At 54.2% G+C, this 16,707-nt stretch carries 17 protein-coding genes; 10 read left to right on the forward strand and 7 right to left on the reverse strand.

The features are described from left to right. The first annotated feature begins 13 nt into the window (after positions 1-13). The 6 genes from cyoB to AB4Y96_RS07575 all read left to right on the forward strand — a co-directional run bounded on the left by cyoB (position 14) and on the right by AB4Y96_RS07575 (position 5,706). Positions 14-2,020 (forward strand): cytochrome o ubiquinol oxidase subunit I, encoded by a 2,007-nt coding sequence (gene cyoB / locus AB4Y96_RS07550; RefSeq protein WP_441916469.1) that lies wholly within the window; start codon positions 14-16, stop codon positions 2,018-2,020. Further along, positions 2,017-2,646 (forward strand): cytochrome o ubiquinol oxidase subunit III, encoded by a 630-nt coding sequence (cyoC, locus tag AB4Y96_RS07555; RefSeq protein WP_091881322.1) that lies wholly within the window; start codon positions 2,017-2,019, stop codon positions 2,644-2,646. Before cyoB ends, cyoC begins: the two co-directional genes overlap by 4 nt. Continuing rightward, the gene (gene cyoD, locus AB4Y96_RS07560; protein WP_441916470.1) at positions 2,643-3,017 is read left to right on the forward strand and encodes a cytochrome o ubiquinol oxidase subunit IV; all 375 of its coding nucleotides are present in this window, start codon (positions 2,643-2,645) and stop codon (positions 3,015-3,017) included. Before cyoC ends, cyoD begins: the two co-directional genes overlap by 4 nt. Before the next feature lie 11 nt (positions 3,018-3,028). Beyond that, on the forward strand, positions 3,029-3,799 hold the full coding sequence (locus AB4Y96_RS07565) for an SURF1 family protein (protein WP_441916471.1): 771 nt from the start codon (positions 3,029-3,031) through the stop codon (positions 3,797-3,799). 76 nt (positions 3,800-3,875) lie between these two features. Beyond that, the gene (locus tag AB4Y96_RS07570; protein WP_244518396.1) at positions 3,876-5,183 is read left to right on the forward strand and encodes an ATP-binding protein; all 1,308 of its coding nucleotides are present in this window, start codon (positions 3,876-3,878) and stop codon (positions 5,181-5,183) included. Next, a complete protein-coding gene (locus tag AB4Y96_RS07575; protein ID WP_091881330.1) occupies positions 5,173-5,706 on the forward strand; it encodes a response regulator transcription factor in 534 nt (177 codons plus the stop codon). Before AB4Y96_RS07570 ends, AB4Y96_RS07575 begins: the two co-directional genes overlap by 11 nt. Before the next feature lie 18 nt (positions 5,707-5,724). On the opposite strand, the gene AB4Y96_RS07580 is transcribed toward AB4Y96_RS07575, so the two are convergent. The 4 genes from AB4Y96_RS07580 to AB4Y96_RS07595 form a co-directional block, all read right to left on the reverse strand. Further along, entirely contained in the window at positions 5,725-6,570 is an 846-nt protein-coding gene (locus AB4Y96_RS07580) for an aspartyl/asparaginyl beta-hydroxylase domain-containing protein (protein ID WP_441916472.1), read from the reverse strand. A 226-nt stretch (positions 6,571-6,796) separates the two neighbouring features. Then, positions 6,797-7,360: a methylated-DNA--[protein]-cysteine S-methyltransferase gene (locus AB4Y96_RS07585; protein WP_441916473.1), complete on the reverse strand. Its 564-nt coding sequence runs from the start codon at positions 7,358-7,360 to the stop codon at positions 6,797-6,799. Between the two features lie 106 nt (positions 7,361-7,466). Further along, a complete protein-coding gene (locus AB4Y96_RS07590; RefSeq protein WP_091881339.1) occupies positions 7,467-9,044 on the reverse strand; it encodes a DHA2 family efflux MFS transporter permease subunit in 1,578 nt (525 codons plus the stop codon). A 23-nt stretch (positions 9,045-9,067) separates the two neighbouring features. Then, positions 9,068-10,258: an HlyD family secretion protein gene (locus AB4Y96_RS07595; protein WP_091881342.1), complete on the reverse strand. Its 1,191-nt coding sequence runs from the start codon at positions 10,256-10,258 to the stop codon at positions 9,068-9,070. Positions 10,259-10,423: 165 nt separating this feature from the next. Between AB4Y96_RS07595 and AB4Y96_RS07600 the strand changes: the two genes are divergently transcribed. After that, a complete protein-coding gene (locus tag AB4Y96_RS07600) occupies positions 10,424-11,146 on the forward strand; it encodes a TetR/AcrR family transcriptional regulator (protein WP_175540621.1) in 723 nt (240 codons plus the stop codon). A 1-nt stretch (position 11,147) separates the two neighbouring features. Here AB4Y96_RS07600 and AB4Y96_RS07605 read toward each other — a convergent pair whose 3' ends face one another. After that, on the reverse strand, positions 11,148-12,284 hold the full coding sequence (locus AB4Y96_RS07605; RefSeq protein ID WP_441916474.1) for an NAD(P)-binding domain-containing protein: 1,137 nt from the start codon (positions 12,282-12,284) through the stop codon (positions 11,148-11,150). Between the two features lie 59 nt (positions 12,285-12,343). Further along, entirely contained in the window at positions 12,344-13,225 is an 882-nt protein-coding gene (locus AB4Y96_RS07610) for an NAD(P)-dependent oxidoreductase (RefSeq protein ID WP_441916475.1), read from the reverse strand. Between the two features lie 103 nt (positions 13,226-13,328). Between AB4Y96_RS07610 and AB4Y96_RS07615 the strand changes: the two genes are divergently transcribed. Beyond that, positions 13,329-14,213, forward strand: a complete 885-nt coding sequence (locus AB4Y96_RS07615) for a LysR family transcriptional regulator (protein WP_441916476.1) — start codon at positions 13,329-13,331, stop codon at positions 14,211-14,213. Here AB4Y96_RS07615 and AB4Y96_RS07620 read toward each other — a convergent pair. Beyond that, positions 14,206-15,093 carry a LysR family transcriptional regulator gene (locus AB4Y96_RS07620; protein WP_441916477.1) on the reverse strand — a complete coding sequence of 296 codons (888 nt, stop codon included), beginning with the start codon at positions 15,091-15,093 and terminating at the stop codon, positions 14,206-14,208. The genes AB4Y96_RS07615 and AB4Y96_RS07620 overlap by 8 nt on opposite strands. 97 nt (positions 15,094-15,190) lie before the next feature. Here AB4Y96_RS07620 and AB4Y96_RS07625 point away from each other — a divergent pair, with 97 nt between their 5' ends. Both AB4Y96_RS07625 and AB4Y96_RS07630 read left to right on the forward strand, forming a co-directional pair. After that, positions 15,191-15,940 (forward strand): sulfite exporter TauE/SafE family protein, encoded by a 750-nt coding sequence (locus AB4Y96_RS07625; RefSeq protein WP_091881358.1) that lies wholly within the window; start codon positions 15,191-15,193, stop codon positions 15,938-15,940. Between the two features lie 84 nt (positions 15,941-16,024). Next, entirely contained in the window at positions 16,025-16,672 is a 648-nt protein-coding gene (locus AB4Y96_RS07630) for a dihydrofolate reductase family protein (RefSeq protein WP_441916478.1), read from the forward strand. Positions 16,673-16,707 lie beyond the last annotated feature (35 nt).

The raw sequence follows: 16,707 nt of genomic DNA on the forward strand, positions 1-16,707 counted from the left end.
GATTGAGTCCGATATGTTTGATAATCCCGCTCTTCTCAAAGCAGTCTTCGGCCGCCTGACGCTGGAATCCTTTCCGTATCATGAGCCGATTCTTGTCGGCACTTTCGCAATGGTGGCCCTTGGCGGCTTGGCACTGGTGGGAATACTGACCTATTACCGCCTATGGGGTTATCTCTGGCGCGAATGGTTCACCAGCATCGACCACAAGCGCATTGGCATCATGTATATGGTCCTGGGTATCGTCATGTTGCTGCGCGGCTTTTCCGATGCCATCATGATGCGCCTGCAACAGGCCATAGCTTTCGGCGGGTCGGACGGTTACCTCCCGGCGCATCACTACGATCAGGTGTTCACCGCCCACGGCGTGATCATGATCTTCTTCGTCGCCATGCCGCTCGTCACGGGCCTAATGAACTTTGTCGTTCCGCTGCAAATCGGCGCGCGTGACGTGTCCTTTCCGTTCCTGAACAATTTCAGCTTCTGGATGACAACCGCTGGCGCCATACTGGTCATGATGTCCCTGTTCGTCGGGGAGTTTGCCAAGACCGGCTGGCTCGCCTATCCACCGCTTTCCAATATCGGATACAGTCCGGATGTCGGGGTGGACTACTATATATGGGCGCTGCAAATAGCCGGTATCGGCACATTGCTATCGGGCGTCAATCTGGTTGCGACCATCGTCAAGATGCGCGCGCCCGGAATGACAATGATGAAGCTGCCGGTCTTCACCTGGACAGCCCTATGCACCAACGTCCTGATCGTTGCCGCCTTCCCCGTGCTGACAGCCGTTCTCGCTCTGCTCAGCCTTGACCGCTACGTCGGCACGAACTTCTTCACCAATGATTTTGGTGGCAATCCGATGATGTATGTAAACCTCATCTGGATCTGGGGCCATCCGGAAGTCTACATTCTCATTTTGCCCGCTTTCGGCATTTTCTCCGAAGTGACCTCCACATTCTCCGGCAAGCGCCTCTTCGGTTATACCTCGATGGTCTATGCGACCGTCGTTATCACCATTCTCGCCTATCTCGTCTGGCTCCACCACTTCTTCACCATGGGTTCCGGTGCGAGCGTGAATTCTTTCTTCGGCATCACGACGATGATCATTTCGATCCCCACAGGCGCCAAAATATTCAATTGGCTCTTCACCATGTATCGTGGCCGCATCCGCTTCGAACTGCCGATGATGTGGACGATTGCCTTCATGTTGACCTTCGTTATCGGCGGCATGACCGGCGTGTTGCTCGCCGTGCCACCGGCAGACTTTGTGTTGCATAACAGCCTGTTCCTCGTGGCGCATTTTCATAATGTCATCATCGGCGGTGTGCTGTTCGGCCTTTTTGCCGGTATCAGCTATTGGTTCCCGAAGGCATTTGGTTTCAAGCTTGATCCGTTCTGGGGCAAGATGTCGTTCTGGTTCTGGGTCATCGGCTTCTACTTCGCCTTCATGCCGCTGTACGTATTGGGTCTGATGGGCGTAACAAGGCGCCTGCGGGTGTTCAATGATCCGTCGCTGCAGATCTGGTTCGTCATCGCCGCTTTCGGTGCTGTCCTGATCGCTATCGGCATCCTGTCCTTCCTCATCCAGATTTATGTCAGCATCCGCAACCGTGAGAAGCTGGCGGACTTTACAGGCGATCCCTGGGATGGTCGGACGCTCGAATGGTCAACATCATCACCACCACCCGCTTACAACTTTGCCTTCACGCCGGTGGTTCATGATCTCGACGCTTGGCACGACATGAAAAGACGCGGCTACACACGTCCGCTCGAAGGCTTCAAGGCGATCCACATGCCCAAAAACACCGGCACGGGTATTATCCTTGCGGTTCTGAGCATCATCTTTGGCTTTGCCATGATCTGGTACATCTGGTGGTTGGCTGCCTTCGGTTTCGTGGCTATGCTCGCCGTAACGATCGGCCATACATTCAACTATAAGCGCGACTTCCACATACCGGCAGATGAAGTTATTCGCACGGAAGGTGAGCGGACAGCTCTCCTCGCAGGAGCCGCACAATGAGTTCTTCCGTGGTTCACGAGAACAGCGCAACACCAACTTTCTACGTGGTTGATGAGCACGATCATCCCGAAGGCGGCAGCACCATGTTCGGCTTCTGGATTTACCTGATGAGCGATTGCCTCATCTTTGCGGTGCTGTTCGCAACCTATGGCGTGCTTGGCGGCAATTATGCAGCCGGGCCGTCGCCAAAAGATCTTTTCGATCTGCCGCTTGTGGCGATCAATACGTCAATGCTGCTCTTTTCGTCCATCACCTATGGCTTTGCCATGCTGACGATGGACAAGGGACGGATTGGCGCAACGCAGGCTTGGCTTGGCTTGACCGGCCTCTTCGGCCTAGCGTTCATTGGCATCGAACTTTACGAGTTCTCGCATATGATCCATGAAGGCGCCACGCCGCAGAGAAGCGCCTTCCTGTCGTCCTTCTTTACACTTGTTGGAACGCACGGGCTGCACGTCACCGTTGGTCTGGTCTGGCTGACAACCCTGATGATACAGGTCAAACGTTATGGGCTTATCGCGGCAAACAAGCGCCGCTTGATGTGCCTCAGCATGTTCTGGCACTTCCTTGACGTCATCTGGATTGGCGTTTTCACTTTCGTTTACCTGATGGGAATGTTGCGATGACAACGGCGCATACTGATGATCACAGCCACCCGGACGATGGCGGGCACGCACACGGCTCGCTTCGATCCTATCTGATCGGTTTTGGCCTCTCGGTTGTCCTGACAGCCATTCCCTTCTGGCTCGTTATGACCGGCGCACTGGACTCCAAACAGGGGACGGCACTCGCAATCATGGCATTGGCCGTGATCCAGATTGTTGTGCACATGGTGTTCTTCCTGCACATGAACGTTCRTTCGGAAAATGGCTGGACGATGATGGCACTGATCTTCACGCTCGTCCTCGTGGTCATCACGCTCACCGGGTCCCTATGGGTCATGTATCATCTGAACACCAACATGATGCCCGGCCACGATATGAGCCAGATCCCCTGATGGCATAGCCAATGGATGGCAATGTTGACGACAGCGGCGACCCTGCAAACCCACGACCGACATCTCTGTGGCGGCTTGGCATGTTTGGGCTTGTCGCGTTGTTGGGGGTCGTTCTGCTGTGCGGCCTTGGTATCTGGCAGATGGAGCGACGCGTCTGGAAACTGGATCTGATCGAGCGTGTCGAGCAACGTGTTGGCGCACCTGCGACGCCTGCGCCGGGACCAGATACTTGGCCCGCGATTGGTGATCAGGATACCTATCGTCATATCCATGTGAGCGGACGCTTTCTGCAAAACCGTGATACGCTTGTCAAAGCCGTTACTGAACGCGGCAGCGGATACTGGCTTATGAGCCCTTTTCAGACAGACAATGGTTTTACTGTGCTGATTAACCGGGGTTTTGTGCCAGAAGGAGCAGCGGAAAGCTCATGGCAGGAAACCCCAGACACGGAGGTAACGGGCCTCATGCGCATGAGCGAACCCAAAGGCGGTTTCCTCAGGCGGAACGATGCCTCTGTCGATCGATGGTATTCGCGCGATGTTGACGCAATCGCGACAGCAAAATCCCTTGGTGTCATCGCCCCCTATTTTATTGATGCAGATTCCAATGCCAAATCGCAACAACCACCCATTGGAGGATTGACGGTCATTCGTTTTGCCAACAATCATCTGGTTTATGCCATAACATGGTTTGTACTGGCCCTTATGCTTGCCGCAGCTACGATTTACGTTGGACGGAATGAATGGCAAATTCGCAAAATCATACGATTGAATCGGTCCTGACATATTGAGCCAAGTGCTGAACCCAGAGGCGGAACGCGTGGAGTCGAAACAGATCAGCGCAGCTGAAAATAGTCTGATGACCGGGCTTGGACCCGTGGCACCGCCAGCCGATTACACCGCCAATTGGAAAAATATGAGCCTTCTGATCCAGCTTCGCTGGATCGCGGTCGTCGGACAAATCGTGACGATTGCCGTTGTGCATGAATGGTTCAATATTGAATTGCCGCTGCTTCCGATGTTTCTGGTTCTCGCTGGGATTATTGGGCTCAATCTCGCCAGCATTGTCTGGCTGCGCAATGACAAGATTACCACACAGGCCTCTCTGTTTATCGTTCTTGTGTTCGACGTGGCTGCTCTCACCGCGCAGCTCTATTTGAGTGGCGGCGCAACCAATCCCTTTATTTTCCTGTATCTCTTGCAGGTGACGCTCAGTGCGGTGCTGCTGGACGCGCGACTGACTTCAGCGATCGTCGCCATAGCTTGCACAAGCTTTGCTGGCCTTACGGTATTCTACGAACCCATTATCCTGCCCGGGCAAGGCTTCGACGAGCTTTTTCGCCTCCACATTATCGGCATGCTCATCTGCTTCGTTCTGGACGCTGCTCTCCTTGTCGTGTTTGTGGCGCGGATCAATCGGAATCTGCGCGAGCGCGATGCGAACCTTGCTGCCTTGAAACAGCATGCGGCAGAAGAGGATCATATTGTCCGTATGGGACTGCTTGCATCCGGCGCTGCACATGAGCTTGGTACACCGCTTTCTTCACTCTCGGTCATTCTTGGGGACTGGCGACGCGTTCCCGCCCTTGCCAAAAACCCCGATCTTGTGCAGGAAATCGACGAAATGCAGGCAGAGGTGCAGCGCTGCAAAGCGATTGTGACCGGGATTTTGCTCGCGGCCGGTGAAGCGCGCGGAGAAGCTCCTGCTATCACCACCGTCAATGCTTTCCTTGACGAACTTGTCGCTGAATGGCGCGCCGCGCGGTCTGCGACAACCCTTTCCTATGGGAATGCTTTTGGACTCAATCTTACAATCGTCTCGGATTCAGCCCTGAAACAGGTCATATTCAACGTGCTTGACAATGCATTCGATGCATCGCCCGGTTGGGTCGGATTTCTGGCGGAGCGCGAGGGTGATATGCTGGTACTGCGTGTCAATGATGCAGGTCCCGGCTTTCAGCCCGATATATTGGCAAAATTTGGCAAGCCTTATCAGTCAAGCAAGGGTCGCCTCGGCGGTGGTCTCGGGCTTTTTCTGGTCGTCAATGCGGTACGCAAACTTGGGGGCGCCGTGAATGCACGCAATCTGCCGCAGGGTGGCGCTTCTGTGACATTGGAGTTGCCGCTTGCATCGCTCGCCATTGGAGTGCGTGACCATGACAAGTGAACGGCTGCTGGTTATTGTTGAAGACGACACCGCGTTTGCCCGGACTCTGAAACGCTCCTTTGAGCGGCGCGAATACAGTGTCGTGTTGGCGAGCGGACTTGAGGAAGTTCAGGAGATTCTGAAGACCCAATCGCCACACTATGCAATCGTCGATCTGAAACTTGCCGGCGCTTCGGGCCTCACCTGCGTCGAGGCACTGCATGCCCATGACCCGGAAATGCTCATTGTCGTGCTGACGGGTTTCGCCAGCATTGCAACGGCCGTGGAAGCAATCAAGCTTGGTGCGTGTCACTATCTGGCCAAGCCATCCAATTCCGACGATATCGAAGCAGCATTCAGCAAGGCAGCAGGAAATACACAGATCGATCTGACAGCACGCCCGACGTCTATCAAGACGCTGGAATGGGAACGTATCCATCAGATGTTGGTAGAGACGGACTTCAACATATCAGAGACGGCGAGACGGCTTGGCATGCACCGCCGCACCCTCGCCCGTAAACTTGAGAAACGCCGGGTGAATTAGCCCGGCGCATTTCTTCGCTTACCGACCGGGTTGATTGCGCAGCTTTTCCGCTTCCGCATAAAAGCGCTTTTCCCATTCCTTGTGGTTATCGAGCCCTTCCCGAATGAATGGGGTGAATACGGCCAGATTCATGAGCAGCCAATTGACGAAATTGGCGGGGAATCTCGTGGGCTTTACGAAATCGACGAAAAGAACAACGCGGGTTTTATCCGTATGATTCCAGGCTTCGTGCTCATAGGCATCATCGAAAATGAGCGCCTTGCCCTCCTGCCAGTGACAAATCTGGTCTTTGACGCGAATTGCCAGCCTGTCTGACTGTTCAGGAACAATCATGCCCAGATGGAGACGGAGCACACCATTATATGGCCCGCGATGCGGTGGCAGATGCTTTCCGGGTTCGAAGATCGAAAACATTGCCGTTTTCAGATTTGGTATCTTTTGCACGGCCGCCCAAGTCTTCGGGCAGGCAAGAATATTCTGTTCAGATTTCACGCCAAACCCGATCAGGAAGAACGTCTTCCAGCTCTTGTCCGTCGAAATGGTTTTAACATCGGTGGAAATGTCCTGAAATGCGGGCAATTCGCTCTGCCGAACAAGAACCTTGTCAAGTTCCGAGCGGATTTCCGGCCAGGCTTTTTCTATCTCGCTCGACCACGGAAAGGTTGCATTGTCATAAACCGGAGGATTGCCGAACTTGGCATATTTCAGATTGAGGCCCTCAGCCCAGGATACAATGCTCATAAAAAAGCGCGTGACCCGGCTGGCGCGCTCCATCGGTGCAATTCCGACCGTTTCAAAAGACTGCTTCGTATTTCCCGTCTGCAGTTTTCCCGAATCAGATTCTTTCAAAGTTCCGTCAGTCACGATTTCTATCCCAATCATTCATTGGCTTTACCCGCGCGTGCCGGACTCAATATCTTCAAAGAGCCCGGCACGCGTGTAGACTTTAGATTATACAATCTATGTGGAGTTTCTAGGGCTCGCAGCAATAATTGAGAAGCCAACTCAGCTTTTTCAGGTGCTTTTTGCCGGTGTTATCCAATGAACCGCATCACTTCATCGTGTCTTTGGCAACCCTCTGAAAGGTTCGCTAAAGTCCCAGAGATTGCTGTGCCGGCTCCGTTGGCCCGACGTGGACACCTTCCAGTTCAAGCATCCGAATTTTGGATGACGAGCCACCCGGTGCGGAGAAACCGCCGACCTTGCCGCCTGCAGCCAGTACCCGGTGACATGGAATAATCAACGCGACCGGATTCTTCGCCATAGCCTGCCCAACGTCCCGCGCGGCTTCCGGTCCGGCACCAAGTTCCTTCGCCAAACCACCATAAGTGACTGTATGGCCCCAGCCGACACGCCGGACAGCATCATAGATGCGTTTGAAGAACTCATCCTGTCCATCAAGATCCAGCTTTATGTCAGAAAAGTCCGTCTCCTCGCCTTTGAAATAGCGTTTTACGGCGGCTACGGCTTCAGAAATTTCCGGCGTGGGAGCGGCAGGTTCCGCGACCGGCAAACGCCTTAACAAAAGCCGTTCGGTTGATTCAGCGCTCTTTGTCGGGAGTTGAAAACGCGTGACACCTTGGCTGTTCCAGGCAATTCCGCAAAAGCCGCCCTCGGTTTCAAAAACAAGATAATTGTGCACTGTCTGACCCATAACATGGCCTCCATCTTTCACTTGTTATGAACATCATGCCGACAGGCTTTTGATTCAACCCGTTTCTTGCACAATATGAAAGCTACTGACGATCCATGACAAACCTCTAATGAGCAGGTGCGCCGCTCGACTGCCCCTTCTTGGTCAGAAGCACAAAGAATGCAGCAATAATCAGCATGGCCCCGAGAACAACGAATGTATCGCTGTAACCCATGATCAGCGATTGCTTCTTGACCGTCTGCCCGAGCGCAATAATAGCCTGCTCGCGCGCTGCGACGGGATCACTGACACCATGCGCCATAAAATAAGCCGTCATCTGATCAAGCCTGCCACGCACTGTCTCGCTGAACAGATTGACCGAGGTGCCGATGGTGTTGGAGTGAAACTGCTCCCGTTTGGTGACGATCGTTGCAAGCATTGCCGTGCCAAATGCACCGCCGAGATTCCTCAGCATATTGAAGACACCAGATGCGGCAGCGGACTCATTGCGCGCTACACCCACCATTGCAATGGCCGTCAACGGAGCCATGACGACCGCTTGCCCGATGGCACGCACAATATTGGGAACCCAGAGCTGATCACCGGAATAGTTGGCCGACATGTGAACGTTCATGAAGCAACTGCCGCCGAACACACACAATCCGAGAAATACAATAATCCGCGTATCGAACCTGCCCATCAGCATGGGAACAAACGGAATAATCAAAAGCTGCGGCAAACCGGTCCATGCCATGACAGAGCCGATTTGTTCGGAATTGTACCCCTGAACTTGTCCCAGATATTGCGGCAGCAGATATACTGAGCCATAGAGGCCGAAGCCGACAAGCATGTTGGCGGCAGTGCCAAGACCGAAATTGCGCCGCTTTAACAGACGCAAGTTTACAGCCGGGTTCTTCACCGTCAGCTCGATCCAGACAAACAGAGCCAGAAAGACAACGGCGATGATGGTGAGGCGAACGATGAACGGTGAACCCAGCCAGTCGTTTTTATTGCCTTCTTCAAGGACAGTCTGAAGCGCGCCCAGACCGATGGCCATAGCCAATATGCCGAACCAATCCCCTTCCTTCAGCAAACCAAGGTTCATGGGTTGGCGCTCAAGATTAAGGTAGAGCGCAGTGACCATGAAGGCGCCGGGTACGAGATTGATAAAGAAAATATACTGCCAGCCATAATTCTCGGTCAGATATCCACCAATCGTCGGACCGATGGCCGGAGCAAACGTGGCCGTTATGGCAAAGAGAGCCATACCGATTGAATGCTGGGAGCGTGGCAGCTTCGTCAGGATCAGCGTGAACGCCATGGGAATCAGCACGCCGCCCGTAAAGCCTTGAATTGCCCGCAGGATAATCATCTCTTCAAGATTGCGCGCAAAAGCACAGGCTACCGAGAACGCCAGAAACAGAAGTGCGTTGACCAGCAGAAACCGCCGGAAAGAGAACACCCGGCTGAGATAATCCGTCAGAGGGATGACAATGATTTCGCCAATGAGATAGGCCGTTGATATCCAGGCACCATTATCGACACCTGTACCAATACCGCCCTCGATATTAAGCAGTGACGCATTGGTAATCTGGATATTCAACACGGCCATGAAGGCGCCGATCAGGCCCGCAAAGACAGTAATCCATGTCTTCATGCTTGCGGGCTGTTCCAGATCGGCAGCGGGTGTGGCGGCAGCGGACATTTTCTTCGTCCTATTTGGATCTTTTAGTTGCTGGCCTTGTAGCAGGCAGTCGCACCACAATTGGCCGCGCTATCCGCATTCTTGAGATTGATAGTGGGAGTGACCGACATGCCGGGACGCAACAGGCCAGTCAGCTTGCTGTCATTATCAAGCACAACCTTGACCGGGATACGCTGAACGATCTTGGTGAAGTTGCCAGTGGCATTGTCGGGCGGCAGCAAGGCAAATTCCTGACCGCTCGCGGGCGCAATACTGTCAACAACGCCCTTCAACGCGACACCCGGATATGTATCGACAGCGATATCGACCGGCTGTCCCTTTTTCACATCGGTCAGCTGCGTTTCCTTGAAGTTCGCGATGACATAGACATTGTCGACTGGAACTACTGCCATAAGCTGGGTGCCGGACTGCACATATTGTCCGACGCGTAGCGTACGGTTGCCGACAACCCCATCAACGGGTGAGACGATCGTGGTGTAGCTCAGATTAAGCTCCGCTTGATCCTGTACTGCCTTGTCATGAGCGAGTGCGGCATTGGCTTTCGCCAGTTGCGCTTGCAACACGCCGATCTGCTTTTGCGCCGAGATAACAGCTCCCTCGTCGCGCTGCAGGGTTGCCTTGGCAATATCAAGTTTGGACACCGCCTGCTGCGCGTTCTGCACACTGCCCGCGCCTTGCGTTGCAAGGGCGCCGTAACGGTCATTGTCCTGCTGGGCGAACTTCAGGCTAGCCTGATCAACAGACACGGTGGACTGCGCCTGCGCAATCGCTGCCTGCTGCTGATCAATACTTGCCATGGTATTTTCTATATCGGCCTGTGCGGCAGCTACATCAGCCTTGGCCTGATCAAGCGCAACGACATAATCACGATCATCAATTTTGGCCAAAGGCTCATTGGCATGAACCGGCTGGTTGTCTGCGACGAGCACCTCACGAAGATAACCCGAGACTTTCGGCGCAACGATCGTGGAATCGGCCTTTACATAGGCATCATCGGTTGATTCCTGAAACCGGCCGACTGTCCAGTAATGCCAGCCGAACTCAGCAGCCAACCCGACAACAACCACGGCAGCGCCAATCATAAGCAGGCGGCGAACATTCCGTGGACGCGGCTTCGGCGGCTCCGTAACGGTTCCCTGTGGTGCCGGCATTGCCTCATCAGCACTCAGTGTCTTTTCAATCTTCAGCTCGAGTGGTTGCGTGTTTTTGGTCATGGTGAATGCCCTAGGTTGAGAAACTAGATCGGCACGGGTTGGGGGAACTCGGGTCGGGGAGATAAATAAGGAACTAATCAGTTCCCTAATTATGTCTGGACAATTCCGATTGCAAGACAGAAAATGCACGAGCAACTATTTTTGAAGACCGAAAGCAGAACACTGGTGACAAACCTGACAGTTACTCTTGAGATCGACCCTGATGATCCCGGCGAAAACACGGAAGAGATCAAACGTCCACGAGGGCGGCCTCAGAATCGATCCGATGCGGAAACCAAACATCTGATCCTGCAGGTCGCAACGCAGGTCCTATTAAAGAACGGCTATACGGCAACCCGGATGGAAACGGTCGCGCGCGAAGCTGGAGTCGCCAAACGAACGATCTATCGCTTCTGGACAACGAAATCCGATCTACTGGCTGCAATTACTGCCGAACGAGGGGAAGAAATCGTCGCGAAGGTGGATAAATTCCTTCAGACAATTCATCCGGAATCCCTCGATAAGCTGGGGCTGAAAAGCGCACTCGAACACATATTGAGCGAGTTTGCCCATATCATCCTGTCGGATCAAACCGTGGCTTTCTATCGTCTCGTAACTGCGGAAGCCTTGAATTTTCCAGAGGTGGCAACTGCCTTTTACCGGGAGGGGCCGTCCAGAAGTTCTGCAATGGTTGCCCGTTTTCTGGAACAGCAGCAAAAACGTGGGCTGATCAAGCTTGAAGACACAAAGGTTGCAGCTTCCATGTTGTTGAGCATGGTGACTGCAGAACCGTTTCGCATGGCAACACTGGGTCTAGCAGGTGTTCCGGAAGACCGGGAAATTGAGGCACGCGTTGCCATGGCTGCGACACTGTTTCTGGAAGGATGCAGTACGAACCCTGCCAAATAGCCTATCCTTCCAGCAATCCTAAATGGTTCGCAAGCTCGCGCGCCGCAGCCCCGCCCGCGCGGTTTGCGCCTATTGTAGAGGCGGAAGGTCCATATCCAACCAGATGAATACGCGGATCTTTGGCTACCTGCGTCGCCAGCCTGCCTGATATGATGATGCCGCCATTCTCTTCACGGATTTGCAATGGCGCGAGGTGGTCCAGAGAACTGCGGAAACCGGTACACCAGAGAATGACGTCCGCTCTCTGTTCTGTACCATCAGCCCAACGAACACCGTTTTCAGTGATATCCGTGAACATGGGCAACCGATTGAGCACCCCTCGTGCTTGGGCGGCCCGCAAGGCTGGCGTCCATGGAATGCCGGTTACTGAAACAACAGAGCCCGGCACCAGTCCGCGCCTTACACGATCTTCCACAATAGCAACGGCCGCGCGCCCATCCTCAAACGTGAACGGCTGATCGCGAAACTGCGGCTCCTGCCTTGTCACCCAGGTTGTCGACGTGACGCGCGAAATCTCGTCCAGTAATTGCAAAGCGGAAATACCCCCACCAACAACAATGACGTGCTTTCCAGCAAACTCATCGGCTGTCTTATAGTCATGGGTATGAAGCTGGCGGCCCTTGAAACTTTCGCCACCCGGATAGGTCGGGATATAGGGTGTTTCCCACGTCCCGGTCGCGTTGATGATGCCCCGGGCGGAAAAACCTCCCCTCTCCGTTTCGACGCGAAAACGGCCAGACCGTTCGCAGACCACGGTCACTGTCTCCGGCCTGATCACCGGCAGTTCAAACTTCCGTTCATAGGCCGCATAATATTGCGGTACGGCCACCGACGCCTTTACCTCGTCACCGACATCCACCGCATCGGAAAACCGCAAACCGGGCAGATCATGAACGCGGTTGACAGTCGTCAAAGTCAGGGATGGCCAGCGATATTGCCACGCCCCGCCAGCGCCCGGTGATTTGTCCAGAACCAGATAATTCTTCCACGATTTGAGACCAAGTTGCTGCAGATGGTATGCCGAGGAAAGCCCTGCCTGTCCGGCACCAATAACGACTATATCCGCCTTCAGCAAAGTGCGGACGTCGTTACGCTCTGACGCGTTGTCTGTTTTTCGCTCAGTTGGGGGAAAAAGCATATGATCTGAAGGCATACCCAATCATAAGTTTGATCCGGACGAATTCAAGTGCCCAGCCCTCAACTGTTGCTCATATCCGTTCGGGCTTCAATGGCGCGAACAACGGCTGCCATGTCCTCCTGACCATGTCCAAGGGCCACGGTCTCGCCGTAAAGCGAATAACAGATATCGAGCAAGGGTGAAGCAATGTTTGACTGTCTTGCTGCCGCTGCGATCAGCCGGTTGTTCTTTAAAACATCGCTGATCGAAGTTAACGCCGCAAAATCCCCATCAACCAGCTTATGGGCGCGGAGGCGCGAGACGCTGCTTGCCATCGGCCCTGCGTCGAGCACAGCGAGAAATTGTTGCAGGTCAAGCTGATGACGCTCGGCAAAATGAAACGATTCGGCGAGGCCAGTGACCATTGTGATCAGGAAAAGATTGATCGACAGCTTCATCAGAAGGGCGGAAGGAACCTTACCGCACTCCACCACCTGATGACACATCGGTTGCATCAATGGTCGTACTTCATCGACGCTCGCCGGATCGCCGGCCAGCATCGCCACGAGTAAGCCGGCCTCGGCGGGTTTGCGGGACCCTGAAACCGGCGCTTCGACATAACTACCTCCTGCCGCCCGGATATCAGCCTCAAGCCCGCGTGAATATTCAGCCGAATTCGTACCCATACTGACGATGATGTGCTGCGCAACATTGATGGCAAAATCCGGTGTACCCCGCCCCAGCACCAGATCGGTGGCATCGCTATCGACCATCATCAAAATGACAATGCGTGCCTGACAAAACACCCCTGCCGGACTATCAGCCACGCGCGCGCCTGCGGCGCGTAAAGGTTCAATTTTGTCGGAAGAACGGTTCCACACGACAAGCGATGTCCCAGCTTTGACCAGATTGAGCGCCATAGGCTGGCCCATCAGACCAAGACCGATAAAACCAACATCCATTTAAACCTCCAGCACGAGTTCCGAATTTTCTTCGTACGATAGCAATCGATCACACATTCGACTATCAAATAGATATGAAGTGATACTTCGGGAAACCATAAGTATGAACACAGCTCTCGATATGGATGCCCTGCGAACAATGGTTGTCGGCACGGATATGAAGAGCTTCGCCCGCGCGGCATCTCAGCTCGGCCGTTCGCAATCGGCCATCAGCATGCAATTAAAGAAGCTTGAGCAGCAGACGGGGCAAACCTTGTTTCGTCGCAGTGGTCGCGGGCTTGTTCTGACTGAGGCCGGTGAATCGCTGCTCGCTTACGCCCGGCGGATCATTGCGCTGAACGATGAAGCCACCGCATCTCTTGGCACAATAGCCGCGTCAGCGGCTGTGCGCATCGGATTGCCCCAGGATTTCTTTGATGACGTGATGCCCGAAACCATCACCCGTTTTGCCCTTCTCAGGCCGAATGTTCATGTGGAGGTAGCGGCCGGTCGCAATTATGCACTTGAAGAAGAGGTTCGCACGGGTCGGCTTGATGTAGCCCTTGCATTCTTTCCTGCGGGCTCGGATACGCATGGAACATTGATAGCCTCGCAACAAATATTGTGGTTCGCCAACCAGCATTTAACCAAGCCACTGAATGGGGATTCGCTTGCGCTTGTCCTGAATGACCATCCGTGCCTCTTCAGGCAAACGGCTTTGCAGACACTGGAAAGCAAAGGGTTGCGTTGGCGTTTATCGCTGACAACGCCAAGTCTGCCGGGCATATGGGCTGCAGTCCGCTCGGGACACGGCCTTTCGCCCAGAACGGCACATGGGGTCCCGGCGGGTATACGCGACATAGGCAAAGAGTTTGATCTGCCTGAACTTCCCCGGATTGAGTTGCGGATGCTGACTGCAAGCAACCTTTCTCCCGCCGCAGTAGATTTGCAGGACATATTAAACGCGGTGGCCACCGAGAAGGTTGGACAGAACCAACAAGCTAATTGACGCGAGATAGGTGCTCGACCAGTTCCCGTGCGTGAGGATGCAAATCATCAAAACTGCGCGTGCAAATTGCAAGATGTCGGGTGGCCCATATGTCAGTCAAACGGATCGAATGAATTGTCATTGAGCGGCGATATCTTTTGGCGGCTGTTTCCGGAACGATTCCCACACCGACACCATGCGCAACCATGCGGCAAATGCTTTCAAAAGTCCGCATGCGGATGCGAAAAGAGAGGGGATGTCCAGCGCGCGCCGCATGATCCCCCAGATAATCCTGCAGCGGACTCCCCGCGCTGAGCCCGACAAATTCCTGTCCGGCCACATCCTGAAACGCGATATGGCGATGGCCGGCCCATTTGCTTGACCGGGCGACAACCAAGACAAGTCGATCAATAGCAAAGGATCGCAGTTCGAGTTTTCCGGGGTCAACCGCATTGGTGATGATACCGACATCGGCTGAACCACCAGCCACTGCCTTGACGATCTCCGTGCTGAGACGTTCCTTCAGATCAATATCGACATTCGGTCGGCCAGCGAGAAAGATTGCGAGTTTCTCCGGCAGGAATTCCGTCATTGCAGCCGTATTCGCCAGCAGGCGAATATGGCTTTTCAATCCCTTTGAAAATTCGCCCAGTTCCCCGCGCATCTGCTCGATCTGTTGCAAGACAATGCGGGCATGATGGGCAACCGCATCACCCGCTGGCGTTGGTTCGACACCGCGTCTGCCCCGTTCAAGCAAGGGAAGACCGATCACCTCTTCCATGCCGCGCAGACGTGCGCTCGCGGATGGAAGTGTCATGTTGGCTTGCGCGGCACCATGGGTAATGCTTCCAGCTTCCACAACCAGAAGAAAGAGGCGTAAATCTGTGAGGTCAAAGCGCATACATTGCTAGTAACATTCAATCTGCCTTCGTCATAGCCTTAGGCAAAGTATGTTTCTTCCGCATTGTGAAAGGCGCATCGTCAGGCAATGTGGGAGCATGTTTGATTTGCCCCTCGCCTCCCTTCTCATCATTGCGCTCACATTCTTTCTTGCCGGGATCGTCAAGGGCGTCACCGGCATGGGCTTACCGACTGTTGCCATGGGCATTCTCGGCACGATCATGCCACCAGCCGGTGCCGCCGCCCTTCTGCTCGTGCCATCCTTCGTGACCAACGTGCTGCAATTATTGTCCGGACCAAGCTTTGCCGCTCTCGCATTGCGCTTATGGGCGATGATGCTTGCCATCTTATTGGGTACTATCGCCGGGTCCTGGCTCATGGCCAATGATACCGCAGGCTGGACCACAATGGGTTTGGGCGCTGCGCTGATGATCTATGCCGGCTACAGTCTTATGGCGCGGCAACTATCGGTCCCGCGAAATCTGGAGCCCCTCCTGTCACCGCTCATCGGCGTCATCACGGGCGTTGTAACCGGCGCAACAGGTGTGTTTGTCATTCCTGCCGTCCCCTACCTGCAATCGCTCGGTTTGACCAAGGATGATTTGATACAGGCACTTGGCCTATCCTTTACTGTTTCAACCATAGCCCTTGGCGTCGGATTGACATCAGGCGGAGCCTTGCAGCTCGACAGTTTGAGCACATCCACGCTTGCTCTGGCACCGGCGCTATTGGGTATGTGGTGCGGCCAGAAGGTCCGCAATGCGATCAGCCCCACGTCATTCCGTCGCTGGTTCCTGATCTGCCTCCTGCTGCTGGGGCTGGAACTCGTCTTAAAACAGCTATTCTGACATCCACCTATTGCTCATTTTTCTTGCACTTCTATTTGGGAGCCGCTTAGTTTCGACCGCCAGTTGAAACAAGAGGAATGATCTATGTCGAAACTTTACGTTCGCAGCTTCTCTTTATCCTTGGATGGTTATGGCGCAGGCCCTGATCAAAGTTTAGATAATCCACTTGGCGTGAACGGAATGTCCCTGCACCAGTGGGCCTTTACCACACGCACTTTTCAAAAGATGTTTGGTCAGGATGGCGGCGTAACTGGGATCGATGATGACTTCGCTAGACTCGGATTCGACAACATCGGAGCGTGGATACTTGGACGCAACATGTTCGGTCCGGTGAGAGGCCCCTGGCCCGATGATAGCTGGAAAGGATGGTGGGGTGATAATCCGTCCTATCACGCTCCCGTTTTCGTTCTGACGCATCATGAGCGTCCGTCTATMGTGATGGAAGGTGGAACAACATTTCATTTTGTGACGGATGGTATCGAAAGCGCGCTGACACAGGCCAAGGCTGCGGCTGGCGGAAAGGATGTGCGGGTTGGCGGCGGCGTTGATACGGTCAAACAATACCTGCGGGCGCGTCTTATCGACGAGTTGCATCTCGCCGTATCGCCGGTGTTTCTCGGCCAAGGTGAAAACCTGTTTTCCGATATTGATCTTCGCAACCTCGGATACGTTTTTGGCCGCAGTGTAGCCACTCCCAATGCTACCCATCTCATTATTACCAAGGAAAGTTAGGGCAGCAAAAACCCGTGCTGGGTTCTCAGCACGGG

The sequence above is a fragment of the Phyllobacterium sp. TAF24 genome (assembly GCF_052113785.1).
Classification (GTDB): Bacteria; Pseudomonadota; Alphaproteobacteria; order Rhizobiales; family Rhizobiaceae; genus Phyllobacterium.